A 24,352-nucleotide genomic window follows, 5' to 3' on the forward strand; every position below is an offset into this window, starting at 1 on the left:
TAAAGGGGACTACATACATAAACAGAATCGGCATTATTGGAGCAATGCAAATTGAAATAGATTTACTTTTAGAAAAACTAGTTATACAAGAGGAACAGACAATAGCGGGAATGCCTTTTTATATTGGAGAATTCATGGGAACAGAAGTAATTATTACACGTTCTGGTGTAGGGAAAGTAAATGCAGCTGCATGCGCGCAAACATTAATTCATAAATTTGATGTAGACTCTATCATTAATACGGGCGTTGCTGGTGGATTACATTCAGATGTAAAAGTCGGCGATATAGTTATTTCAACGAATGTTACTCATCATGATGTAAGTAAAACTCAAATGAAAAACTTATTTCCGTTCCAAGAAGAATTTATTGCAAGTAAGGAATTGGTAGAGTTAGCACGTAAAGCTTGTATTAGTAGTAGTTTACAGATTGCAGTTCATGAAGGAAGAATTGTCAGCGGTGAATGTTTTGTTGAAGATTCAAAGTTAAAGGCGAAATTAATAGACGAATACGCACCTCATTGTACAGAAATGGAAGGGGCAGCAATTGGACATGTTGCCTATATAAATGATATACCGTTTCTCATTATAAGATGTATTTCTGACAGCGCAAATGATGAAGCTCAAATTTCTTATGATGACTTCGCGAAAACTGCTGCGAATTATTGCTCAGAAATTATTATTGAGATGCTTAAAAATATATCTGGTAAAACCATAGTCCAAAAGGAGAGATAGGAATGTTACAAGCATTAATTTTTGATATGGATGGTACGTTATTTCAAACAGATAAAATTTTAGAATTATCATTAGATGATACTTTTGATCACTTAAGATCATTACAATTATGGGATACAGTAACACCAATTGATAAATATAGAGAAATTATGGGTGTGCCGTTACCGAAAGTTTGGGAAGCTTTATTACCGGACCATTCTATTGAAATAAGAGAACAAACAGATGCATATTTTTTAGATAGACTTATTGAAAACATAAAAAGCGGAAAAGGCGCTTTATATCCAAATGTAAAAGAAATATTTACATATATAAAAGAAAATAATTGTTCCATTTACATTGCTAGTAATGGTTTGAAAGAATATTTACGAGCAATCGTAACTTATTATGCTTTAGACAAGTGGGTGATTGAAACGTTTAGTATTGAACAAATACAATCGCTAAATAAAGGTGACTTAGTTAAAAGTATTATGAACAAATATGATATAAAAGAGGCAGCGGTAGTTGGTGACCGGCTATCTGATATAAATGCAGCGAAAGACAACGGTTTACTTGCAATTGGGTGTAATTTTGATTTTGCGCAAGAAGATGAACTTGCTCAGGCTGATGTAGTAATAGATGATTTAATGGAGTTGAAGGGGATATTACCTGCTGTACAGAGGTAAATAAAGTGTGTGCGTTTTTTGCCAAGTCCTATATGTCTTAGTTTATGGAGGGAATATGATTAAAAATAATTTTAAAATTAGTAATATTCCTGCGGTTTTATGGGGAGATAAGAGTGATAAAATTTTTATTGCAGTACATGGAAATATGTCAAATAAGGAAGATACAATTATTCAAATATTAGCTGAAGAAGCCAAACAAAAAGGTTATCAAGTATTAAGCTTTGATTTACCTGAGCATGGAGAAAGAAAAGATGATAATACGCCTTGCAAAGTACAGATTTGTGTTAGTGAATTATCTATAATTATGAATTATGCAAAAGAACATTGGAAAGAAATAAACGTGTTTGCATGTAGTATGGGAGCGTATTTTAGCCTTTTAGCTTATCAAAATGATGTGGTAGAAAAGGCATTATTTTTATCACCAGTAGTTAATATGGAACGAATTATCGAAAATATGATGAAATGGTTTAATGTAACACCAGAGCTTTTGCAAAAAGAAATGACTATAGAGACACCTATTGGTCAAAAGTTACATTGGGATTATTTATGCTATGTAAAAGAACATCCTATTAATATATGGAATATAGATACATATATTATGTACGGAGCCAAGGATGAACTGTGCGAATTTGAAACTATTAACTATTTTACAAAAAAACATCGTTGTGAATTAGAAGTTATGGAGACGGGTGAACATTACTTTCATACTGAAGAACAGTTAAAGATATTTGAACAGTGGTTACACAAACATATCGATTAACAAATTACAATTTATTTTGAACCTGTTAGAGAAGAATGAGAAATATATAAACTTATAGTATATTTGAGAGAATTTATAAATGGTGAATGTATACACTTAAACAAACAGATGCTTTAGTTCAATAAGAATTAAAAAACTTTAAAGAGCCTTACGACACACTAGATTGTAACAAGGCTCTTATATTTTCATAATAAAATTAATCAACTGTATTATCGATTTACATATGAAGTGAAGTATATGCATACTATGAATTAAATAAAGTAATAAGCATAAAAATGCTCAGAATAAAAGATTCTCGAGCATTTTTATGTATTTTCATACTTAGGGGGAATGGACTTGAAAGATATACATATTCAACAAATAGAAAATTTAATGGAATATGAATTCAGTCATCTCGTTCAAGAAAGTGAAGAAGAAGGTTTTAGTTTCCTTATAAGGCTAATAAATGAATATAAAAACAAAATAAATGTATTCAATAAAACTGGAGAATGTTTATATGGTGTTTTCCAAGGTGATATGTTAATTGGAGTTGGAGGTTTAAATGAGGATCCGTACACAAAAGACAATAAGATTGGGCGGTTAAGGAGATTTTATATTTCAAGGGATTATCGGCGTATAGGGTTAGGGAACTTATTATTAAACCAACTATTATGTCATGCGGAAAAATATTTTGAAGTGATTGTTTTACATACTGACACGAAGCAAGGGGATGTGTTTTATACTGCGAATGGATTTGTAAAAGGGGGATTATATAAGGGATCGAGTCACTACAAACTATTATAGAGATTGCTATCCAAATAATAGCTACGAACAGGTTTTTTGTTGGTAAATCGATATATCTTAAAAATCGCTGATATATGAAGTTGCGATCCTTATATTAAAAGACAACTTTTATAATTTCATTTACTAAATTGTTATTATAAAAAAGAGCACCTTAGCTTTTAAAATTTAGCTTATAAGGTGACTCCTTTTCAGTCAATTATGTTTTAACGTTCATTTGTTTCAATAATAATCCTGGTTTACCTTTTACATAATAAAAATGCGGGTTATTTTCATCATCATAAAGCATAATATAAGGCTTTTCATTTAGTGGGAGCAGTATAAGTACTTCGTCTATTGTAGTGTGTAACCATTGATTAGTAATAGAAACCGGCTTAGATAATGGGATTTTTATCATATAGCCATCTTTTGGAACGACATTTAAGTTTTTAAATGGACCAGTAATTGCTTTAGCGTATTGAACTGCTTCTTTTTGGACTATTGGATCTAAAGATTGTTTTTGAATGACCATTTCTTTTTGACAATCAAATACTTCAATTTGTTGATTTGTATTTGCGAACGCATTTGTTGATAATAGAAATAGAAGAAGAGAAATGACCCCGATTTTTTTTATCATAGTACAACACCTCACCATTACTATCCCCTCAAAAGCTTTAAATATTTTTCTGTCACATTCATGTAACAAAGATGTTGTATGATACAATTGGTTTTTGTTTAAAAGCAATGGAGGAAAAAATATGAAAGTTTTAATTGCAGATGACGAACAAGATATGTTAAGGATTTTAAAAGCTTATTTTGAAAAAGAAGGCTTTGAAGTATTATTAGCGAAAGACGGAGAGGAAGCACTTCAAATATTTTATGATGAAAAAATTGATTTAGCTATTTTGGATTGGATGATGCCGAAACATAGTGGTATTACTGTCTGTCAGGAAATAAAAAAGAATTCAAGCGTAAAAGTATTAATGCTTACGGCGAAAAGTGAAAGTGAAGATGAATTAGCAGCGCTTCAAAGTGGGGCAGATGAGTACGTAAAAAAACCATTTCATCCAGGAGTACTAATTACACGAGCGAAAAAACTTATTCAGCATGATGATATTATTCAAGTACAAGATGTAAAGATAAATTTCGCCAAAAATAAAGTATATAAAAATGATATAGAGTTAGAAATTACAAAAACAGAGCTCGAATTAATAAAATGCTTTTTAAATCATAAAGGAACTATTTTAACTCGTAAAAAATTGTTAGACATTGTATGGGGATTTGACTATTTTGGAGAAGAGAGAACGGTTGATACACATGTAAGAAGGCTGCGTAAAAAAATTGGAGAAAATATTATTAAGACGCATCGTGGGCTGGGGTATAGTTTGGAGGAACAAAGTGAATAAACTTGGGAAAAAGCTATTTCTCAGCATTTCTTTAACCGTTATTCTTATATTTACAATTTCTTTATTATTAATTAACTTTCTCCTGCCGAAATATAATATTTATAAAACACGTGAAAACTTAAATGAATTTACAACTCAAATACAAAATGCGCCAGTCAATGATTTAGAAGATGTTATTCATACAATTGAAAGTGAAAATAATGTTACAATTGCGTATACGCCAATTAATCAGTCAGAAGATGCTATGAACGACGCGTTACGCATGCAACTTACGAAAAAGAAAGTGACGTTAAATAAGCTTTGGATTACGAAAGACGAAGTTATGAAAGTGAAGACGGAAGGGCAATCGAATAAACTGTACGATCAAGGAAAGGTAAAAGCGAGTTTTTTTGCTAAATATATTGCGAAAGATGATACGATAATTTTAATTGGAACTTCCATTGCGAATTCAAATGAAATTATAAATACGTTAAATACATTTTACTTATACATCGTATGTTTCTCGCTGCTTCTTATTATTTTACTTGTGTGGATACTTTCAAAAATAATAACGACACCACTGAAAGAGTTAAGTGATGTGGCTCAGGATATTTCACATTTGCAGTTTAAAAGAACGAAAGTGAAAACGAATGATGAAATAGGAGAGTTGGCCAATAGTATTAATATCATGAGTGAAAAACTACATGAAGCACATCAAGACTTAACTGATCGTAATGAACATTTAAAACGATTTATGGGTGATGTAACGCATGAATTAAAGACACCGATCGCATTAGTAAAAGCATACTCTATGGGGATTAAAGATGGATTAGATGATGGGACTTATGTAGATACAATTATTAAACAAACAGATCAAATATCAAACTTAATTGAAGAATTATTACGATTTTCTAAACTAGAAAGAGATATTTTACAAAAAGAAGAATTCCCCATTGAACCACTGGTCCAGAGTATATTAGATAAGCATCAGATTGAACTGGATTCGAAAGAAATTAACTTGCAAGTAAATTGTAATGCGGGCGATACAATCGTTTATGCAGATTTAAATAAAATGAGAATGGTGTTTCAAAATTTAATTTCTAATGCGATAAAATATACAGCAAATCAAAACATAATAATTACATTAGAAGATAGAAATAAAAGTATATATTTCCAAATAAAAAATGGCATTCCTACGGATAAAATTAAGGATATAGAGAAAATTTGGGAACCTTTTTATGTACTAGAATCTTCTCGTAGTAAAGAAAAATCAGGTACAGGATTAGGTTTAGCGATAGTGAAAAGTATTTTAGAAAGGCATGGTTTTGAATATGGAGTTTCCTCTATAGATGGAGAAATTCAATTTTATATAAATGTGAAAAAGGACTAATGAAAATATTAGTCCTTTTTGCAGCTTTAGAGATTAGCGATACAGGATGAATCACCATAATTTTCAAAATTGATGTATTAAATGGAGAATTAGCAAATGTTCTACTTTCATTAAATTCACGTGAAGTTCACAGGAAAACGTTATATTTACATAGTTATATTTGAATTTAATGAAGTGAGGTATTCAGATTTGAAAAGAAAGAAATTAGTAATTGGTAGCATTTTAATGGGTATGACGTTATCTTTATCTGCATGTGGTTCATCAGATAATATTGTAACGACAAAATCAGGAAGCATTTCAGAAAGTGATTTTAACAAAAAATTAAAAGAAAACTACGGTAAACAGAATTTATCTGAAATGGTAGTAGAAAAAGTATTAAATGATAAATATAAAGTTACGGATGAAGAGGTAACGAAACAACTAAAAGAATTAAAAGACAAGATGGGCGATAATTTTAATACATATATGGAATCTAATGGTGTGAAAAATGAAGATCAGTTGAAAGAGAAATTAAAGCTTACTTTTGCTTTTGAAAAAGCTATTAAAGCAACCGTAACGGAAAAAGATATTAAAGATCATTATAAGCCAAAGCTTCAAGTTAGCCATATTTTAGTAAAAGATGAAAAGACAGCAAAAGAAATTAAAGAAAAATTAAATAGTGGCGAAGATTTCGCGGCATTGGCTAAACAATATTCAGAGGATCCAGGTTCTAAAGAAAAAGGTGGGGAACTATCTGAATTTGGACCTGGTATGATGGTGAAAGAATTTGAGGATGCTGCGTATAAGTTAGAAGTTGGTCAATTGAGTGAACCTGTTAAATCTTCTTTCGGATATCATATTATTAAGCTAACGGATAAAAAAGAGCTTAAACCGTATGAGGAAGAGAAAGAGAATATTCGTAAAGAATTAGAACAGCAACGTATACAAGATCCTCAATTCCATCAACAAGTTACTAGAGAACTGCTTAAAAATGCAGATATAAAGGTATCTGATAAAGACTTGAAAGATACCTTTAAAGAGTTAGAAAAATAATAAATGGAATGTAAGGCAAGCGATAGAAATATCGGTTGTCTTTTTCTCTATTTATCCCGCTATTTGCCGGGCAGTAAGACCCCACCTCAAAATTCAGCGAAAGCAAAGAAGTGGCCCTGCTGATCGTAAACGCCCAATTGGTGAGGGCTGATTAAAGTTTCACTTTATAAAGAAGGAGGAAGTGGGAAAATACTTTCATACCTGCATTAAATTTTACTTAATAAGAAATCTTTGAGTTTCTCAACTTTTATATAAAATAAAACTGAATTTTCAGTTATTTCGTTATATAGTAAAAGAGAACGAATAAGGGGAGGGAACATTTTGAGTAAAAAGAAAATGGCAATTACACTGTCAGCAATGCTATCTGCAACAATTATACCTAGCTTTACTATGGATGTGCATGCAGAGAAGAAGGAAGAGACTAAAAGTACGAAAATTGAATTAGAAAATGGGATGACAAAACCGATTTATTCTCTCGATGAAGCTATTATCGAAAATTTATATGTAGAGACAGAAGTTGATAGTGATCGAGACGGTAAGAAAGACAGAGTATCGATAAAAGTTATGCGTCCAAAGACAGATCCGAATGTGAAAGTTCCTGTTATTTATGAAATGAGTCCATATCGATCTGGATTAAAAGATGTTCCTGTATATAATGTAGATGAAGAATTGTATGTGTATGAAGGAAAACCGTATGGAGCGGTTAATCTTGGTTCGTATGGGAACTATTACGTGCCAAGAGGTTATGCAGTTATTCTAGGCGAAAGTATCGGTACTGGAAAATCAGATGGATGCCCTACAACTGGAGATGAACAAGAGATACTCGGGACAAAATCTGTTATTGATTGGGTAAACGGTCGCGCGAAAGCATTTACAGAACAGGGTGAGGAAGTTCAGGCAAATTGGTCTACAGGAAATGTAGGTATGACTGGAGTTTCCTATAATGGTACTTTACCAAATGCTGTTGCGACTACTGGAGTCGAAGGTTTAAAAACAATTATTCCAATCGCAGCAATTAGTAGTTGGTATGATTATTATCGTGCAAATGGTGCAGTCATTGCTCCAGGCGGATATCAAGGGGAAGATACAGATAATATGGCAGAAGCAGTACTGACAAGGGAAAACCCTGAAGTTTGCGGACAAGTTATAAAAGAGTTAACGGCTGGACAAGACAGAAAAACAGGTAATTATAATGATTTTTGGGATAAACGTAACTATGTAAAAGATGCTAAAAATGTAAAAGCGAGTGTATTTGTTGTTCATGGTTTAAACGATTGGAATGTTAAAACAAAACAGTTCGCGCAATGGTGGGAAGCACTTGGAGAAAATAATGTTCCGCGTAAAATGTGGCTACATCAAGGTGGTCATGGTGGGACATCAAGTAATAACTGGCAGCAAACACAAAATAAATGGTTAGATTATTGGTTATACGGAATTGAAAATGGAATTATGGATGAACCAATGGTTGATGTGCAAAGAGAAAATAAAACGTGGCAAAAGATAAAAAATTGGCCAGATCCATCAGCTGTACCTTCAAAAATCCGTATGTATTTAAGTAATAAATTAGTCAATTTGCCATTAAGTATGGGATCGGCTAATAAAGTTTTCTCATTCTTAGATGATGCACAAATGAAATCAAACCAATTAGTAGCAAACCCAGAATTAGAAGTAGCAAATCGATTAGTATATACAATGCCTGTACTGCAAAAAGATACGCGTATAAGTGGTACACCAAAGATTTCAATTACAGGAAATATTGATCGATCTGTATCAAATTTAACAGCATTACTTGTTGACTATGGAGGAGCGAAGCCGGAAATCGTAACGAGAGGCTGGATGGATCCACAAAACTTAAAGAGTATAGAAAATTCAACAGCGATTCAACCGGGCAAAGATTATACATTTACATGGGACATGCAGCCAGATGATTATGTATTTAAAGCGGGGCATCAAATCGGAGTTGTTTTAATTGCAAGTGATTATGATTATACAATTAGACCGAAAGCTGGCACGAAACTTACAGTGAAATTAAGTGAAGTGACATTGCCGATTGTGAAATAAATATTTTTTCTAAAGAGCTTACTAAAGTAAGCTCTTTAATTTGTAGTCTGAATTTTTAATTTTTATATTTCGAATTGGAAGGTTATGTAATACAATATCATTATATTCTATGGAAAGTGAGTGATATATTATGACAGTCAGCTCTTTCGAAATATCATTAAAATCAGAGGTGCAGGAAGATTAGTTGAATTGAAATCTTCCGTACGTAAAAACGGAGGAGAAAATAAATGTTTAGCTTTTATAGTACACTTTGTACAGAACTGTATGATTACACAAAACCAGTCGGTTATTCTTTAAATGGTGATATTGAGTATTACAAAAAACGTTTAAAAGATTGTAGAGGAAGAATCCTCGAAGCCGCAGTAGGTTCAGGACGTGTCATCATTCCGCTTCTAGAGGCTGGTTTTAAAGTGGATGGGATAGATTATTCACCTGAAATGCTAGATTCTTGCCGTAAGCGCTGTAAAGAGAGAGGCTTACATCCTAATTTATATGAAGGAAGCTTGCAACAATTTTCACTTCCGCATAAATATGACGCAATTATCATTCCTACTGGATCTTTTTGTTTAATTGAAAATCGTGTGGATTCTATAAATGCATTGAAATGTTTTTATGAACATCTTAATCCAGATGGACGATTAATCGTAGATATTATGCTTCCGCATGACTGGAAGACTGGGGAAATTCATACATCGACTTTCTCTTTGCCGAGTGGAGACGGAATCACATTAGAAAATAAATCAATTGAAATAGATTGGCTGAACCAAGTTACTGTGTCATATTTGAAATATGAAAAGTGGAGTAAAGGACAGTTAGTACAAACAGAATTGCAACGCTTTGCGCTGCGCTGGTATGGAATAGAAGAGTTTAAACTTCTTTTAGAAAGTATAGGTTTCTCTAATATTACTTGCTCTGCTGAATATGATTATGAAAAAGAACCGTCAAATGCAAATCAAATGATTACTTTTGAAGCTGTGCGAAAAGAATAGAACTAAAACTATGAATAAAAAATAAGGCGATCGATTTAAAATCGGCTGCCTTATTTTTTATTTTATGTAATGGTTTATAGAGAAAGATTGGAGGGAAATAAATGAAACTTATATTGATATTTGGCCCACAAGCAGTTGGAAAAATGACAGTGGGGCAAGAATTAGCAACATTAACCGGTTTAAAACTTTTTCATAACCACATGACAATTGATTTAGTAAGTCCAATTTTTGATTACAGTACGAAAGAAGCAAAAAGACTAGTAAGTTTATTTCGTAATGAAATATTTGAAGAAGTATCTAAAAGTGATTTATCTGGAATGATTTTTACGTATATATGGGCATTTGACCTCCAAGCGGATTGGGATTATATACATCATGTAGAAAGTATTTTTGAATCAAAAGGTGGGACAGTGTATTTTGTAGAGCTGGAAGCGGAATTAGATGAAAGATTAGAACGAAATAAAAGCCCGAATAGATTAGAACATAAACCGAAAAAAAGAGATATTGAGTGGTCTGAAAATAATTTGAAAGAAACGATGAAAAAGCATAGATTAAACTCTCTTCATGGTGAAATTGAAAAAGAAGAGTATATAAAAATTAATAACACGTATTTGAGTGCAAAAGAAGTAGCTGAAATGATTAAAGAGAAGTTTCAATTGTGAAATTTATGAAGTCTATTTCGTTTTCGTTGTCCAAGCATTCTCCTACTAATTACATATACTATTTATGTTAAAGTCGGCTACTATTTTATATAGGGCTGTTATTTTCCTATAAATGCTATTTTAGTGAAGTGGGAGGAATCAATTTGGAAAACGTAGAACAAGATAGAATTGAAAATCAAGTGTATTCAAATCGTGTAGTAAGATCAGAATTTGATTCGAATTGGGAAACTTGTATATCAAAGAGTGGTTATGTAATTTATGTAGCAACAAGTAATAATGCTGAAGTAATAGTGCTTCTTGCAGATGGTTCAAGTAAATTATTAATTTTCGAAAAAGGCGGTAAAGTAGTAGTTGGTGGCGGTGGAACAAGTCATTACAGTAAGCCGCATATTGCAAGAAATATTTAAGATAGAACATGTTAATTAAGAAGAAGCTGGAAAACGGTTGTCATTCATGTTTAGGGCATGATAGACGAACCGTTTTTTATTTGTTTATAAATTTAGAAGAACTTCATTGATTACAAATACATCAGGATGAGCAGCGAAATTAGAAGAAAACTTGGCGGGTAATGGTACAAAATATTATGTAGGTTTGCAAGAATCTTATAAGCGATATAAAAAAGCATTTCCTATTTGGGGAAACACTACTTCTATGTTATAGTATAATAGTGTTTTTAGATGGTGCTATTTTAATATATTTATAATTTTGTTATGTATTATTTTTATATTAAATAAGCGTCTAAAGTATTTTTTTATATAAGGAGTAATAATTAGAGAAATGAAAAATATAGACTTTATACTAGAAAGTGATGAGGCATTAAAACCGTCTGAACGATTAGTACTATTATTATTAGAGAAGCATAGAATGCTATATACGAACGATCTATTGGCATTATCAAATTTATCATATAAAACATTAACAGATTCATTAACGGCGCTAGTTTTAAAATCGTATGTGTTAAAGGAAACAGGTAAGGGAAGAAGACAGAATTGCTATAGATTAGTATGATAAGGCAGCTGTTTTAGAGACTTTTACATATGTTTTTTCAATCGTAAGGTGGAAGTGTGTTTTTTGTTTTCAAACGAAAAATTTACTATAAGAGAGTTTAAGATAGTATCGTTTCATTTTTGTAAATGTAATTATTTCATCATTGAAAATACAAAAATAAAATAAACAGTATAAAAAAGAAATAAAAAAAACAATCCATTTTAAAAAGGGATTGTTTTTTTATTGGAATAATATTATTTGATATGTTGAAAGCATAAATAGCAGAATAAACATTACCTGTTTTAGTTCATGAAACTGAACAAATATGATGAAAACTATGTGTATAGTTTTTTGCTTGCTTTTTCAGTAACTCTAATGAAATCATGGTCTTCATTGTTTAAAGGCAGTATTTTTAACATTATTGCTATTCAGCCATTAAGCACAAAAAAGTAATATATATAATATTATTATGTAAACTTAAGATTTTAAAAGGAAAATATAATAATTAATAGAACATGTAGAAGGAGATGCTTAAATATTTTGAAGGATGGGAGATTATTATGGAGCATTTACAATCAATAGCACAAGCTGTTATAAGTGGTAATAAGGAAAAAGTAGTGAAGTTTATAAAGGCGAGTCCAAGTATTGTTAACGAATGTAGTGAAGATGGCTGGACACCACTTCATTTAGCAGCTTATTTTGGACAGAAAGAAATAGCGAGTTTTCTTTTAGAAAGCGGTGCAGATTTACATAGTAGAGCGAAAAACGAAAATGAAAATACACCTTTGCAAGCGGCAATTGCGAACAAGCAAAGTGAACTTGTCGCTTTCTTAATTGAAAAAGGATCAGATGTAAATATTATGCAAAGTGGTGGCTGGACAGGACTCCACGAAGCAGCATTATTAGGAAATGAAGAAATAATTATGTTGCTCCTTAAAAATGGAGCTAATAAGATGATTAAGAAAAATGATGGGAAAACAGCGTATGATATTGCATTAGAAAAAGGATATAATCACCTTTTACATCATTTGAAACAGGAAGTGAACTTATGATGAATAAATGGAGTGTTGGTATATTTTTATTTAATGAAGTAGAAGTGTTAGACTTTGCAGGGCCATTTGAAGTTTTTTCTGTGACTGAGGTGAATGAAGAAAAAACATTTACTGTTTATACAGTTAGCGAGAATGGGGAAATGATTACAGCAAGGAATGGATTGAAGGTACAGCCAGATTATAGTATTGAAAATTTACCACCAGTGGATATTTTAATAATTCCGGGTGGACTAGGTGCTAGAAAATATGAAATGAAAAATGAAATAGTAATAAAATGGATTCGCCAACAAATGAAAGAAGTAAAGCTGATGACTTCAGTTTGTACAGGAGCGCTATTACTGGCGAAAGCAGGTTTACTGGAAGGTTTAAAAGCAACAACACATTGGGCTAGTATTGAAAAGTTTAAAAATGAGTTTCAAAATGTTGAAGTTATAGAAAATGTAAAGTTTGTAGATGAAGGACATATTATAACATCTGCCGGAATTTCAGCTGGAATTAATATGGCATTTCATATTGTGAAAAACTTGTTAGGTGTGCATGTTGCGGAGGACACAGCGAAGCGAATGGAGTATGATATTAGTTTGCCAAATTAAAAAGCCCGGATTGGGCTTTTTATATTGAATGAATATAGTTAAGCTCTTTATCACTCAAAATAGGGCGAACAGATGCATTTGCATTTGCATTTTCTTGTGCTTGTGTTCCTGTTTTTGCACCAGGAATTACAACACTTACTGCCGGATGAGAGAGTACATAGCGAAGTGCAAGTTGCCCTAGGGTCTGATTTTTATTTGAGAGCAGCCGAAGTTTCTCTACGGTTTGTAAGTCTTCTTGAAACCAAGTTTCATTTGGCCAATCTTTGCGTAAATCTCCATCTGGAAAAATTGTTTTATTTGTGAATTTTCCAGTTAAAATGCCCATTTTTAATGGACCACGAATAACAGCTCCTAGATTTTTCTCTTGTAAGAATGGTAATATATCTTTTTCTGGTTTTCGATTTAATATATTGTAATCAAGTTGTACGATATCAATTTCGTTGTTGTTATTGAAATGATGAATGTATTGTAAATCATGAGTCGAAACACCGACTGCTCTTACTTTGCCATCACGTTTTAATATGTCAAATGCACGTAGAAATGCTTCTGTTTCTCTACGATTATGCCACCAAATATGACAAAAATAAAGATCAATATAATCTGTTTGAAGACGTTGTAAACTTGTTTCGAATACGGCGATGATTTTTTCGGGAGTATCATATACAGGAACTCCATTAGGGTCGTAGTGATGTCCGATTAAACCACCTTTCGTTGATAGGATAATATCATTACGATGTCCTTTAATCGCGGTAGCTACCAACTTTTCACTATGTCCTAAACCATACACATCCGCAGTATCAATAAAATTCACACCACACTCAATTGCTTTTTTTATAGCGGTTATAGATTGTTTATCGTTAACAGGTCCCCATTCATCACCACCGATTGCCCATGCGCCAAAACCTATTTCAGAAACAGTTATTCCAGTTTTACCTAATGTGCGGTAATGCATATTCCCCCTCCTTGTAAGCATGTTATAACATGGATATGTGGGGAAGGAATTTTGTGTGTGAAAAAACTCTTCTACAATAGTAGAAAAAGAATTACAGAAACTACTATTTTATAGCAGCATGTATAAAAAAAATCGGTGTAAATATGGAAATGTCGTCGAATGCTATCTTTAATTGGTTAATTTATGGGATATTTTTGTGAAGGAGTTTATTTTATAAGAATAGAATTTAGTTTAGTAAGAAAACGTGCCGATGGTAGTGAAAAATATGGGTTAGGGGGATTTGAATGAGGAAACTCGAGCGAGTAAATGTTCCTAATATACCAGAGCAATTATCACAACCTAGTGACAAGCGTAGGATAAATAAAAAGAAGTTAAGGCGACTTATTTTTATGGTCCTTTTTATTGCGGCAACTACTCTATATGTTCAATATATTTTAACGAAACAACAAGAAGTAATTGATAAAAAGAAAGATACGATTACGGATCAAAAGAAGCAATTAGTATCTTTAAAGAAAGATAAAGATTCTTTAAAGACTAACATAGAAAATTTAACAGACGATGAGGAAGAAATTTTGAAGTTAGCGAGAAAAGAGTATCAATTTTCTAAGTCAAATGAAACTATATTTGTGATGCCAAAGTAATAAAAACAGTTAGCCATTGAACTGCACCCCCAATTGTTAGACACCGTCTAACAATTGGGGGTGCAGTTTTTTATGTATGAATGTCATGGTACAAGGAACAATCACATATTGTAGAAATGAAGAGTTTAAGCTATTTTCATAAATATGGAATATGCACTAAAATAAATGTTGTTAAAATTCTGTCAATTATATTATAATACAAGGTAAGCGGATACATTTTTTAATCAACGTTGAGTTCCTCGCTCATACGACTATTAAGAAACCCGTTATCCTCGTATAAGAAAGGAAGATAGCTGTGTACGCTTCAAATACAATTTATATCGTAGGGGATGCGAAAGCACCTCAAAATAATCCCATTACTGAAAAGTTTAAAAGCTATTTCGTAGCATTTATACTTGTTAAGGATACAGGGGAAATTGTAGATGCAGACTGCTCAGCGACAATTGCATTAACATCTCAATTTGTTAAATATTTATTTCTACATAAAAATATAAATGACCCGGCGTTAGTAATGGAAGTAAAGAACCGATATTTCGGTTCTTCTCAAAAAGCGTTACTTGTAGCGCTAAAAGATGCACAGAAAAAATATAATCAGATTGCTGCTTTGTCTACTCAATCATAGACAAAATCCAGCCGTAAGAATCATTCTTATGGCTGGATTTTTTTATTTCACATTATCGTCCTACATCAAAAGTGAACGAAAACAAAGTAGAGAGATAGAAGAGTAAATGCCCAATAGGTTTACCTAATAATCCGTGGGTATAAATCTCCGGTGGATTAAAATTTCACTTCATTGGAGAATGAAAGGATGAACAAAATGAAAATTACAGATGTAAAAGTAAATCGTAGACGTGTAAAACTGCATACATCGTTTAAAACCGCGCTTCGTACTGTAACAGAAATTGAAAGTATAGATGTTTATATTCATACAGACGAAGGAGTGATTGGTAAGGGGGCTGCAGCCGCAACGCCAGTTATTACGGGGGATTTCACCAGCGGAATGGAAGAAGCGATTTTAGGACCGATGCGTTCATGTTTAATTGGTCAAAATATCATTCAGTTTCAGCAGTTACTACAGGGCATTCAAATGAGTTGTATTGGAAATTCAAGTGCCAAAGCAGCGGTAGATATCGCTTTATATGATGTATATTGCCAATATCAAAATGTGCCGTTATATGCCTTGTTAGGCGGGAAGAAAGAAATTCATACCGATATTACAGTGAGTGTGGATGAGCCTGTATTAATGGCAAAAGAAGCGAAGAAACATATAGAAAAAGGATTTCAAACATTAAAGATTAAAGTGGGTAAAGAGGCGCATTTAGATTTGGAACGTATTGAGGCAATTCGAAATGTGGTACCAAGAAATACGATATTACGTTTAGATGCGAATCAAGGTTGGAGTCCAAAAGAAGCGGTCTCTATTATTCAAGAGATGGAAAATCGTAATTTAAATATAGAATTTATTGAACAACCAGTACACGCGAAAGATTGGGATGGGTTAAAGTATGTCAAAGATCGTGTGCAAACGCCAATTATGGCCGATGAAAGTATATTTTCAGCAAGTGACGCATTAAAGCTCGTTCAAGGAAGATATGCAGACTTCATTAATATTAAATTAATGAAATGTGGTGGTATACGTGAAGCATGGCGTATTGCAGATATCGCAGAAACAGCTGGTGTGAAGTGTATGGTGGGCAGCATGATGGAATCTTCACTTTCCGTTAGTGCTGTTGCGCATTTAGCGGCAGCGCATCCTAATATTCATTATTTTGATCTTGATGCACCGCTTTGGTTAATGGAAGAGCCAGAAGGAATGACTTATTCTGGATCAAAGGTAAACCTTCAATCGACAGTGAATAGTAAGTCTTAGGAGAAGAGACTAGTAAACTATCTTTTAAGGGGGATAAATATGAAAAAAGTAGGAACTGCATTTTTAACAACTTTATTTATATTTTCATCGTTTACATCGGCAAATGCTGAAGAAAAGAAGGATAATAAAGCATTTATAGATGTATCTGCTGCAACGTTATGGACAGTACCTGATTCATTAAGGCCAATCGATACACCGAGTACAACAAATCCAGTGGATCTATGGAAATGGACGAAATCAATGACACTTGACGAGAAACTATGGTTAACAAATGCAAATAAATTAGAAACACAAGCGTTACTCGGTCAAGAAGTAACTGTTATTGATAAGAAAGGCGAATGGGTGAAGGTATTAGTGCATGGACAGCCAACACCCCGAAATGAAGAAGGTTATCCGGGCTGGATGCCTGAAAAACAATTAACATATAATCAAGAATTTGCAGATAAAACAAATGAACCTTTTGTCTTAATAACCAAACCAACAGCGATTTTATATATAAACCCTTCTGAAAAACATAAATCACTTGAAGTCAGTTATAATACAAGACTGCCGCTATTAAGTGAAGACACAATTTCATACCGTGTATTGTTGCCAAATGGGCAAAAAGCATGGATACGTAAAAATGATGGAACAGTTTACCAATCTCAAACTGATATTCCAACTCCGGCGGCCGATGATTTAATTAACACAGGGAAAATGTTTTTAGGATTACCGTATATATGGGCTGGTACAAGTGGTTTTGGATTTGATTGCTCTGGCTTCACGCATACGATCTATAAATCGCACGGCATTACAATTCCGCGAGATTCTGGACCGCAATCAAGAGCAGGAGTTGCAGTTGATAAAGAAAATCTACAAAAAGGAGATTTAATTTTCTTTGCACATGATCAAGGGAAAGGTAGTGTCCATCACGTCGCAATGTATATTGGTGATGGCAATATGATTCACTCACCAAGAGCTGAAAGATCGGTAGAGATTATACCGCTAAATACACCAGGATATATAGAAGAATACGCTGGTGCTCGTCGTTACTTACCTTAAAAATAGAGGGGGTTTTTAAATGAAAAAAGTTGTTCGTTACTCATTAGTTAGTACTCTATTAGTTTCTTCATTTTTAGTTGGCTGCGCAAAAGAAAAAACTGCAACAAAGCCGAAAGATGAGAAGAAAGTATTACAGTTACTAGAAACGGGTGAAATTCCGTCGTTAAATTCAGGGAAAGTAACAGATGCAGTCTCGTTTAACGTTTTGAATAACGTAATGGAAGGACTATTTCGTCTATCGAAAAATGATGAAGAAATTGAAGCCGGCGCACAAAAATATGAAGTGAGTAAAGATGGAAAGACATATACATTCCAATTGCGTGATGCGAAATGGTCTAACGGAGATCCAGTAACCGCCCATGATTACGTATACGCTTGGAAGCAATTGATTAATCCAGATACAGCTTCTCAATATGCATACATTGCGTACGATGTAAAAAATGCTGAGAAGATAAATAAAAAACAACTAGGTCTAGATGAATTAGGAGTAAAAGCGAAGGATGATAAAACATTCGTCGTAGAGCTAGAACATCCTGTACCGTATTTTACGAAATTATTAATTTTACCATCCTTCTATCCAATTAACGAAAAATATGCGAAAGAGCAAGGTGATAAATATGGATTAGAAGCAAATAAAGCGGTATATAATGGACCGTTTACATTATCAGAGTGGAAGCATGAAGCTAGCTTTACAATGAAGAAAAACGATAAGTATTGGGATAAAAAAGAAGTAAAGTTAGATGAAGTAAACTATCAAATTGTAAAAGAAATTTCAACTGCGGTAAATTTATATGAAACAGATAAAGTTGATAGAGCTGTTATTTCTACAGAATTCGTAGATAAATATAAAAATAATAAAGAGCTAAAACAATATACAGATCCAGTTATGTACTTCTTCCGATTTAATGAAAATGTACCGATTCTTAAAAATAAAAATGCACGTCTTGCGCTAAGTACAGTTTTTGATAAGAAGGGACTCGCAGATTCATTTTTAAATGATGGATCGGTTGCAGCGAACTATTACGTACCAAAAGGATTTTTAAAGGGCCCAGATAAGAAAGATTTTAGAAGTACGTCTGGTGAGTTTAATAAGACAAATGTAAAACAGGCGAAGGAATATTGGGAGAAAGCAAAACAAGAGACAGGTACAAATGAAGTGACTTTAGAATTATTAAATTATGACTTAGAAAACTTTAAAAAAGTTGGAGAGTACATTAAAGAGCAGCTTGAGAAAAACTTACCAGGATTAAAAGTGAATGTGAAATTACAGCCGCATACGCAAAAATTAGCACTTGAGAAGAAGAAAGAATATGAAATGTCGTTATCACGCTGGTTACCAGATTATCCAGATCCAATGACTTACTTAGAAGTATTCCTTTCTGGAAGCAGTGTTAATAATACAGAATATGCAAATCCAGAATATGATGCATTAATTAAGAAGATTAAAACAGAATTAGGTAATGATGAAAAGGCTCGCTGGAAAGCAATGCAAGATGCTGAAAAAATGCTACTTGATGATGCAGTAATTGCACCGGTATTCCAGCGTGGATTATCTTACTTACAAAAACCATATGTGAAAGATTTATATGTACATCAATTTGGTCCAGCTACAAGTTTAAAATGGGCAGATTTACAAAAATAAAAGAATGGGGAAACAGACTTCACGTATGTGATAGTCTGTTTTTTCTTATTTAAAGTTAGAAAAATAGTTCATGGTATAATTTATTAGTCTGTAAACAGTATTTGGAGGGAAAATGATGTCTATGTTTGAAGAAGAGAAAGTAATTTATACAAAAAGATTATTTATGAGGAAACCAATTGTAGAAGATATTGATCAGTTTTATAACATATTAAAAAAAGATACTGTTGGCAAATGGCTGGCTAAATCAAGAGGAATGTCGAAGGAAGAAACAAATGATTATATTGGGCAACTTATCTTACATTGGGAACAGTATGACTTCGGGGTATGGTTGTTATTTAATAGTGAAACAGGAAAGCTTTTAGGACATTGTGGTTTAAGAAAGGTAGATGAAACAGGTGAAATAGAAATTATGTATCTTCTTGACCCAGAACATTGGAGGAATGGGTATGCATTAGAAGCAGCAGAGGCTTCCATTAAATATGCAATAGAGACTTTGAATGTAACAAGAATAATTGCTAGAGTTAAAGTAGCAAATGAGAGCTCGAAAAAACTTTTACGAAAGCTCGGGTTTATATATACTCATGAAGTTGATCATAGCGGGCGCTTATTATCATATTTTGAACTCCATACATCATCCAAAGAATTCTAGACATTTCATATATTTTTTCATTGTTAAAAAATAAAATTATTACTAAAATTCCAGTGTGAAATTTATGTAGAATCTTGTATAATTAACATGTTTCTATGGAAACATTTTCTTGCGCTATTTATATAGGGCTTAATAGAACAAGGAAGGAAATACATACATGTATATAATAGATAAATAGAATGGAACATGTATAGAGACAAAGGAGAGAAAAGATGACGTGTCAAAAACAAGGGTTACAATTTAATAACGATAGAAAGAGGGACAGAAGATGAAAATGAAGCATGCTTTTGGTCCTATAATTTTAGCGTGTGTGCTTTTTTTCATTATCATTCTAATCCCATCGAAAAGTTTAGTATCGCTTATTAGTGATAAGAAGGTAGAAGATGCGGCAACTTCTTTACAAAAAGAGAAATTACAAAGTGTTTTCTTACAGCAAAAAATGTTAGAGAATTCACAGTATTTACCGATGTACGGTTCATCAGAATTTTTACGAATGGATGCATATCATCCGTCTAATTATTTCAAAGTAAATCCAGCTGGTTTTACACCGTTTTTAATTGGAACTGGTGGTACACAAAGTTTAGCTCATATTTTAAATATGACATCTACTATGGATGAATTAGAAGGTAAAAAAGTAGTGTTTGTTCTTTCACCACAATGGTTTACAAAGACTGGTGTATCACAAGGGGATTTCACTAATAATTTCTCCAAACAACAAGCATATCATTTTATTTTTAATGATGAGATAAATCCAGGAATGAAGAAGCAAATCGCGAAACGGCTATTAGATTATAAAGTTGTTCAAGAAGATGATATATTAAAAAATTCATTAGAAGGTATTGTATATAATGATACGAAACATAACATAAAAGCAGGTTTAGTTAAACCACTTGCTTATATGCATCGAAATATTTTAGATCATAGAGATTTATTTAACTCTTTATTTAAAATCGAACCGATGAAAGAGAAAACAAATATCGGACTTCGTTCAATTTCTTGGGAAGACGCACGTAAACACGCAGAACAAGAAGGGAAAGCAGAGTCTACTACAAATACATTCGGAATTGAAAATCCGTATTATCATAAGAATAATCTGAAGAAAAAACTAAAAGGTTTAAAAAACTTTAGAGCAAATGAAACATATGATGAATCACCAGAATACGATGATTTACAAATTATTTTAGATTTATTTAAAGAGAAAAATGTCAAACCACTCTTTATTTCTGTACCTGTAAATGGGCCTTGGTATGATTATACTGGCTTCCCGAAAGAACGCCGTGAAGTGTATTATAAAAAAGTTCGAGAGCAGGTTGAGAAAGCAGGATATCCAGTAGTTGATTTCTCTGGTCATGAATATGATAAGTATTTCTTAAAAGATACGATTCATTTAGGCTGGAAAGGTTGGATTTATTTTGATGAAGCAGTGCAAAAATTTAATTCTGAGAAATAAAGTATAGAAATCGGAATGGCTATGAGCCGTTCCGATTTTTTTAGTATAGAGGATTTTGGTGAGGACAATTTGGGAATGCATGTATATCTTGAATCTGTCTATAATCATAATGTTTCATTGCGAACTGGGCTTGATAAGGTATTCATACACATATAATTGACCATCATGAGCTGAACATAATACACCAGAAGTTCCTTGCCCATTTATGAAGGAAATACCGATAGGGCGTCCGATTAAGTATGGTATTTTTTGCTGCCAATGCATAGGGGAATCACTCCTTTTTGAGATAATATACGAAAGAAATGATTGAATGGTTGCTTATCCATGTAAATGTAGATGGAAAGGTGTTATATAATTCCTGAAGATTAATATAAATAAAAAACCGCTATAATTCTGAATTTATAGCGGCTTTTTTATATCCTTAAGCAAGATTTTTACGCTTTTTTGTCCATTTTTTTATAACGAAGTATAAAAGTATAAGTACGACGCCACCAATTGCGAATGATTTCACATACGGACCAGCAATATCGTTAATATTTTCCCAATTTTCACCTAGCTTTTCACCTAAATAAATGAAAATAATAGACCAAGGGATAATCGCAAGTGCTGTTAGTGTAGTGAAACGTAGTAAAGGCATTTTTGTAATACCAGCAGGAATTGAAATCGCATGACGCACTACTGGAATGAAGCGTGCTGTAAAAATGACACCAGTTCCGTAACGATTAAACCAATCTTCTGCAGCGTCTATTTGCTTTTTATGTATGAAAATATATTTTCCATAACGTTCTAATATAGGGCGTCCACCATATCGTCCAAGCCAATAAATAAAGATTTGGGCAATAACACCGCCAATTGTACCGAATACAACTGCGCCTATAAATGAGATACTTCCATTGAATACTAAGTATCCTGCATAAGCAAGGACAATTTCACTTGGGATAATCTCAATCATAAGTCCAAGCATAATGCCCCAATAACCTAATCCTTCAAAAAACGTTAATACTGAATGAATAAAACTACTTAACATTGTTGCACCTTCTAGTTTATGAATTTTTGAGTATAAGAACCTTTTATTTAATTGCATAAAAGGTTCACCATATGTAGATTATACCTTATTTACATAGGGGATTGCTATTTCAATTCTTTTATGTCTCTCATAAGTATTATAGTAAAGTATATAAGCTACGTTTTCATGAAGGGTTAATGAAAAGATTATTAAAAATTTCTCATAAAAAAATAGAAGCATTTCTGCTCCTATTTTTTAAGGCTTCACATCTAAGTTCTGTAAAAATAAAGTTGCTGTTACGTAACGCTTTGCTAACATTTGTACATAAGCGGTATGTACAGAAAGGGTCGCAATAATAATAGCGTTACGAATTGCTTCGCGTTGTTCGTTATTAATTTGATCGAACTTACTTGCGATTTTATCAGCTTTTTCTTTTACGATGTTTTCAATTGTATGAACGGTATCTGTTGCATTTAATTGTAAGCAATTACCTTGATTGAGTTCTTCAAATAAAGAAGAGTATGCTACATATAAATGAACAGGATTGATTAAATCATCACTTCGATCGGCTGGGTCATTTACAATAAGGCGTAATAGCTTACGAATGGATTCAAAATCAAGTGCTGTTTTTAAATCTTCGACAATAAATAGTAAGGCTGCTTGTTCGATTGAATATTTTTTCCCTTTTTGAGGAGAGCCAATCATTTCTTTTATATCTCGTTTCACCCAGTTTTGCATAGCAGTTACAGAGAAACTTGTGTTTTCAATCTGATTGCCAAGCGCAACTATTTCATTTAAAGAAAAACCGACATCAGTATCGTCAATTTTAATCAGCTTTTCAAAAATAGGTGAAAGTGCGGTAGTAATAAAAGCTGTAACGCTTTGTCCGCTTTCAATATCTTTTTTATGTGACTTTGCCCAAGCTTCTTGTAAAATACCGAGAGGCTTTTTCGTATTCCATCCTCTTAGTGATAGAAGAAGGGTAGCCATTTCGTTTCGTGTGAGATGAAATGTTTCCATCTTTTCACCTCCAAAATAATAAAAAGTTCTTATGAACTTATAATATGTTTTGTTTCATTTAAAGTCAATTCTGTTTTGCTTAATTTTTCCTTTGTGACCAAACTGTTGAAAGTAAATAATACTTGCATATTTCGACAAAAGTTCATATAATAAGTTCATAAGAACCTTTAAAATGTTCTTAAAAACAAATCTATCATTCTGAATTTACTAGAAAGATAGATTTCACATATATCTATATAAAAGGAGAATGGATATAATATGTTGAAAAAACTTGTAGCAGTAATGACAGCATTCATGGTTATCTTTGGGGCTAGCAGCTTTATGTTCGTAGATCATGCAGCAGCGAAAAGTTACAAATCTGGTAAAAAATCATTTACACCAAGTTCAGGTCAAAAGTCAAAAGTTGATTTAAACAAAAAAGACTCAAATGTAAATTCTCAAAAAACGACTCCAGATTCAAAAACGAAAGCAACAAACACGGCACCAAAAAGTAATAAAGGAAGCTTTATGAAAGGTTTATTACTAGGTGGTCTTGGTGGTTTACTAATGGGTAGCTTATTTGCAAATATGGGAGCTCTTGGTTCTGTATTAGCGTTTATGGTAAATATGTTAGTAATGGCTGGTATCGTAATGTTAGCAGTTCGTGCATTTAAATACTTCAAAGACCAACGTAAGAAGAAAGCAGATGAAGTAGCATGGAAACAATAAAAATTTCTGAACAAGAGCTTATAAATGCGCTTTGTATATATATCGCTGAAAAAAGACAAGTGGGTCCAGAAGAAGTATTAGTTGAACTCATGTATGATGACGACTACGGTTTCTCTGCGGAAGTAGAGGTAAATGGTCGCCAGCAAATTTTAATTCAAGCAAACTTAATCGAAGCTTTACGCTTATTGCTTGACAGAGAATATAATGTCAATCCATTCGCAGCGAGGTTACAACTTGAATTAGATGATGAAGAAGGCATTTACGCATTAGCGAAATTTAATAACTCAGATGAATAGAGAAAAGAGCTGTC

General features: G+C 32.7%; 27 protein-coding genes and 1 pseudogene. 23 read left to right on the forward strand and 5 right to left on the reverse strand.

Features of this window, described 5'->3' with window-relative positions:
• Window positions 1-17 precede the first annotated feature (17 nt).
• From AB6801_RS17145 to AB6801_RS17160, 4 genes are all read left to right on the forward strand, one after another.
• Window positions 18-731: a 5'-methylthioadenosine/adenosylhomocysteine nucleosidase gene (locus tag AB6801_RS17145; RefSeq protein ID WP_001079723.1), complete on the forward strand. Its 714-nt coding sequence runs from the start codon at window positions 18-20 to the stop codon at window positions 729-731.
• A gap of 2 nt (window positions 732-733) precedes the next feature.
• Entirely contained in the window at window positions 734-1,393 is a 660-nt protein-coding gene (locus AB6801_RS17150; RefSeq protein WP_000938413.1) for an HAD family hydrolase, read from the forward strand.
• A 55-nt stretch (window positions 1,394-1,448) separates the two neighbouring features.
• On the forward strand, window positions 1,449-2,153 hold the full coding sequence (locus tag AB6801_RS17155; protein WP_000594616.1) for an alpha/beta hydrolase: 705 nt from the start codon (window positions 1,449-1,451) through the stop codon (window positions 2,151-2,153).
• 330 nt (window positions 2,154-2,483) lie between these two features.
• Window positions 2,484-2,936 (forward strand): GNAT family N-acetyltransferase, encoded by a 453-nt coding sequence (locus AB6801_RS17160; protein WP_002196599.1) that lies wholly within the window; start codon window positions 2,484-2,486, stop codon window positions 2,934-2,936.
• A gap of 196 nt (window positions 2,937-3,132) precedes the next feature.
• Here the strand turns inward: AB6801_RS17160 and AB6801_RS17165 are convergent, their stop codons facing one another.
• Window positions 3,133-3,549, reverse strand: a complete 417-nt coding sequence (locus tag AB6801_RS17165; protein ID WP_000591761.1) for a hypothetical protein — start codon at window positions 3,547-3,549, stop codon at window positions 3,133-3,135.
• A gap of 121 nt (window positions 3,550-3,670) precedes the next feature.
• On the opposite strand from AB6801_RS17165, the gene AB6801_RS17170 reads away from it, so the two are divergent.
• From AB6801_RS17170 to AB6801_RS17215, 10 genes are all read left to right on the forward strand, one after another.
• Window positions 3,671-4,318 carry a response regulator transcription factor gene (locus AB6801_RS17170; RefSeq protein ID WP_000865979.1) on the forward strand — a complete coding sequence of 216 codons (648 nt, stop codon included), beginning with the start codon at window positions 3,671-3,673 and terminating at the stop codon, window positions 4,316-4,318.
• The gene (locus tag AB6801_RS17175; RefSeq protein WP_001037258.1) at window positions 4,311-5,687 is read left to right on the forward strand and encodes a sensor histidine kinase; all 1,377 of its coding nucleotides are present in this window, start codon (window positions 4,311-4,313) and stop codon (window positions 5,685-5,687) included. The genes AB6801_RS17170 and AB6801_RS17175 overlap by 8 nt, the downstream gene beginning before the upstream one ends.
• A 189-nt stretch (window positions 5,688-5,876) precedes the next feature.
• Window positions 5,877-6,719, forward strand: coding sequence for a peptidylprolyl isomerase PrsA (locus tag AB6801_RS17180; protein ID WP_002103226.1), 843 nt, complete (start codon window positions 5,877-5,879; stop codon window positions 6,717-6,719).
• Window positions 6,720-7,040: 321 nt separating this feature from the next.
• Window positions 7,041-8,780, forward strand: a complete 1,740-nt coding sequence (locus tag AB6801_RS17185; protein ID WP_097813699.1) for a Xaa-Pro dipeptidyl-peptidase — start codon at window positions 7,041-7,043, stop codon at window positions 8,778-8,780.
• A gap of 227 nt (window positions 8,781-9,007) precedes the next feature.
• A complete protein-coding gene (locus AB6801_RS17190) occupies window positions 9,008-9,769 on the forward strand; it encodes a class I SAM-dependent methyltransferase (protein WP_000490927.1) in 762 nt (253 codons plus the stop codon).
• A gap of 101 nt (window positions 9,770-9,870) precedes the next feature.
• Window positions 9,871-10,431, forward strand: coding sequence for an AAA family ATPase (locus AB6801_RS17195; RefSeq protein WP_000767062.1), 561 nt, complete (start codon window positions 9,871-9,873; stop codon window positions 10,429-10,431).
• A 143-nt stretch (window positions 10,432-10,574) separates the two neighbouring features.
• Entirely contained in the window at window positions 10,575-10,838 is a 264-nt protein-coding gene (locus tag AB6801_RS17200; protein WP_000432429.1) for a hypothetical protein, read from the forward strand.
• A 370-nt stretch (window positions 10,839-11,208) separates the two neighbouring features.
• The gene (locus AB6801_RS17205; RefSeq protein ID WP_000789031.1) at window positions 11,209-11,439 is read left to right on the forward strand and encodes a hypothetical protein; all 231 of its coding nucleotides are present in this window, start codon (window positions 11,209-11,211) and stop codon (window positions 11,437-11,439) included.
• A gap of 539 nt (window positions 11,440-11,978) precedes the next feature.
• Window positions 11,979-12,470, forward strand: a complete 492-nt coding sequence (locus tag AB6801_RS17210) for an ankyrin repeat domain-containing protein (protein WP_000400684.1) — start codon at window positions 11,979-11,981, stop codon at window positions 12,468-12,470.
• Complete coding sequence (locus tag AB6801_RS17215) at window positions 12,467-13,063, forward strand: DJ-1/PfpI family protein (protein WP_000981435.1); 597 nt, start codon at window positions 12,467-12,469, stop codon at window positions 13,061-13,063. Before AB6801_RS17210 ends, AB6801_RS17215 begins: the two co-directional genes overlap by 4 nt.
• Window positions 13,064-13,082: 19 nt before the next feature.
• Here the strand turns inward: AB6801_RS17215 and AB6801_RS17220 are convergent, their stop codons facing one another.
• A complete protein-coding gene (locus tag AB6801_RS17220; RefSeq protein ID WP_097999399.1) occupies window positions 13,083-14,015 on the reverse strand; it encodes an aldo/keto reductase in 933 nt (310 codons plus the stop codon).
• Between the two features lie 284 nt (window positions 14,016-14,299).
• Here AB6801_RS17220 and AB6801_RS17225 point away from each other — a divergent pair, with 284 nt between their 5' ends.
• From AB6801_RS17225 to dltD, 7 genes are all read left to right on the forward strand, one after another.
• Window positions 14,300-14,656, forward strand: coding sequence for an FtsB family cell division protein (locus AB6801_RS17225; RefSeq protein WP_097813696.1), 357 nt, complete (start codon window positions 14,300-14,302; stop codon window positions 14,654-14,656).
• Window positions 14,657-14,951: 295 nt separating this feature from the next.
• The gene (locus AB6801_RS17230) at window positions 14,952-15,278 is read left to right on the forward strand and encodes a DUF3870 domain-containing protein (RefSeq protein WP_000271312.1); all 327 of its coding nucleotides are present in this window, start codon (window positions 14,952-14,954) and stop codon (window positions 15,276-15,278) included.
• Between the two features lie 186 nt (window positions 15,279-15,464).
• The gene (locus AB6801_RS17235; protein WP_116291449.1) at window positions 15,465-16,526 is read left to right on the forward strand and encodes a dipeptide epimerase; all 1,062 of its coding nucleotides are present in this window, start codon (window positions 15,465-15,467) and stop codon (window positions 16,524-16,526) included.
• Window positions 16,527-16,565: 39 nt separating this feature from the next.
• A complete protein-coding gene (locus AB6801_RS17240; RefSeq protein ID WP_000755430.1) occupies window positions 16,566-17,567 on the forward strand; it encodes a C40 family peptidase in 1,002 nt (333 codons plus the stop codon).
• A gap of 19 nt (window positions 17,568-17,586) precedes the next feature.
• Window positions 17,587-19,209, forward strand: coding sequence for a peptide ABC transporter substrate-binding protein (locus AB6801_RS17245; RefSeq protein ID WP_000758254.1), 1,623 nt, complete (start codon window positions 17,587-17,589; stop codon window positions 19,207-19,209).
• Window positions 19,210-19,324: 115 nt separating this feature from the next.
• Window positions 19,325-19,858 carry a GNAT family N-acetyltransferase gene (locus AB6801_RS17250; RefSeq protein ID WP_000061613.1) on the forward strand — a complete coding sequence of 178 codons (534 nt, stop codon included), beginning with the start codon at window positions 19,325-19,327 and terminating at the stop codon, window positions 19,856-19,858.
• Between the two features lie 268 nt (window positions 19,859-20,126).
• A complete protein-coding gene (dltD, locus tag AB6801_RS17255) occupies window positions 20,127-21,308 on the forward strand; it encodes a D-alanyl-lipoteichoic acid biosynthesis protein DltD (RefSeq protein WP_000782305.1) in 1,182 nt (393 codons plus the stop codon).
• A 40-nt stretch (window positions 21,309-21,348) separates the two neighbouring features.
• Here the strand turns inward: dltD and AB6801_RS17260 are convergent.
• The 3 genes and pseudogenes from AB6801_RS17260 to AB6801_RS17270 form a co-directional block, all read right to left on the reverse strand.
• A pseudogene (locus tag AB6801_RS17260) lies at window positions 21,349-21,572 on the reverse strand (hypothetical protein).
• Between the two features lie 157 nt (window positions 21,573-21,729).
• Window positions 21,730-22,335, reverse strand: coding sequence for an undecaprenyl phosphate transporter UptA (gene uptA / locus AB6801_RS17265; RefSeq protein ID WP_000952913.1), 606 nt, complete (start codon window positions 22,333-22,335; stop codon window positions 21,730-21,732).
• Window positions 22,336-22,569: 234 nt separating this feature from the next.
• A complete protein-coding gene (locus tag AB6801_RS17270; protein WP_000447231.1) occupies window positions 22,570-23,334 on the reverse strand; it encodes a DUF1836 domain-containing protein in 765 nt (254 codons plus the stop codon).
• A gap of 258 nt (window positions 23,335-23,592) precedes the next feature.
• Between AB6801_RS17270 and AB6801_RS17275 the strand changes: the two genes are divergently transcribed.
• Entirely contained in the window at window positions 23,593-24,042 is a 450-nt protein-coding gene (locus AB6801_RS17275; RefSeq protein WP_000914478.1) for a hypothetical protein, read from the forward strand.
• Window positions 24,030-24,338 (forward strand): YxcD family protein, encoded by a 309-nt coding sequence (locus tag AB6801_RS17280; protein WP_000447747.1) that lies wholly within the window; start codon window positions 24,030-24,032, stop codon window positions 24,336-24,338. The genes AB6801_RS17275 and AB6801_RS17280 overlap by 13 nt, the downstream gene beginning before the upstream one ends.
• Window positions 24,339-24,352 lie beyond the last annotated feature (14 nt).

The sequence above is a fragment of the Bacillus sp. RCC_6_1 genome (assembly GCF_041360755.1).
Lineage (GTDB): Bacteria > Bacillota > Bacilli > Bacillales > Bacillaceae_G > Bacillus_A > Bacillus_A cereus.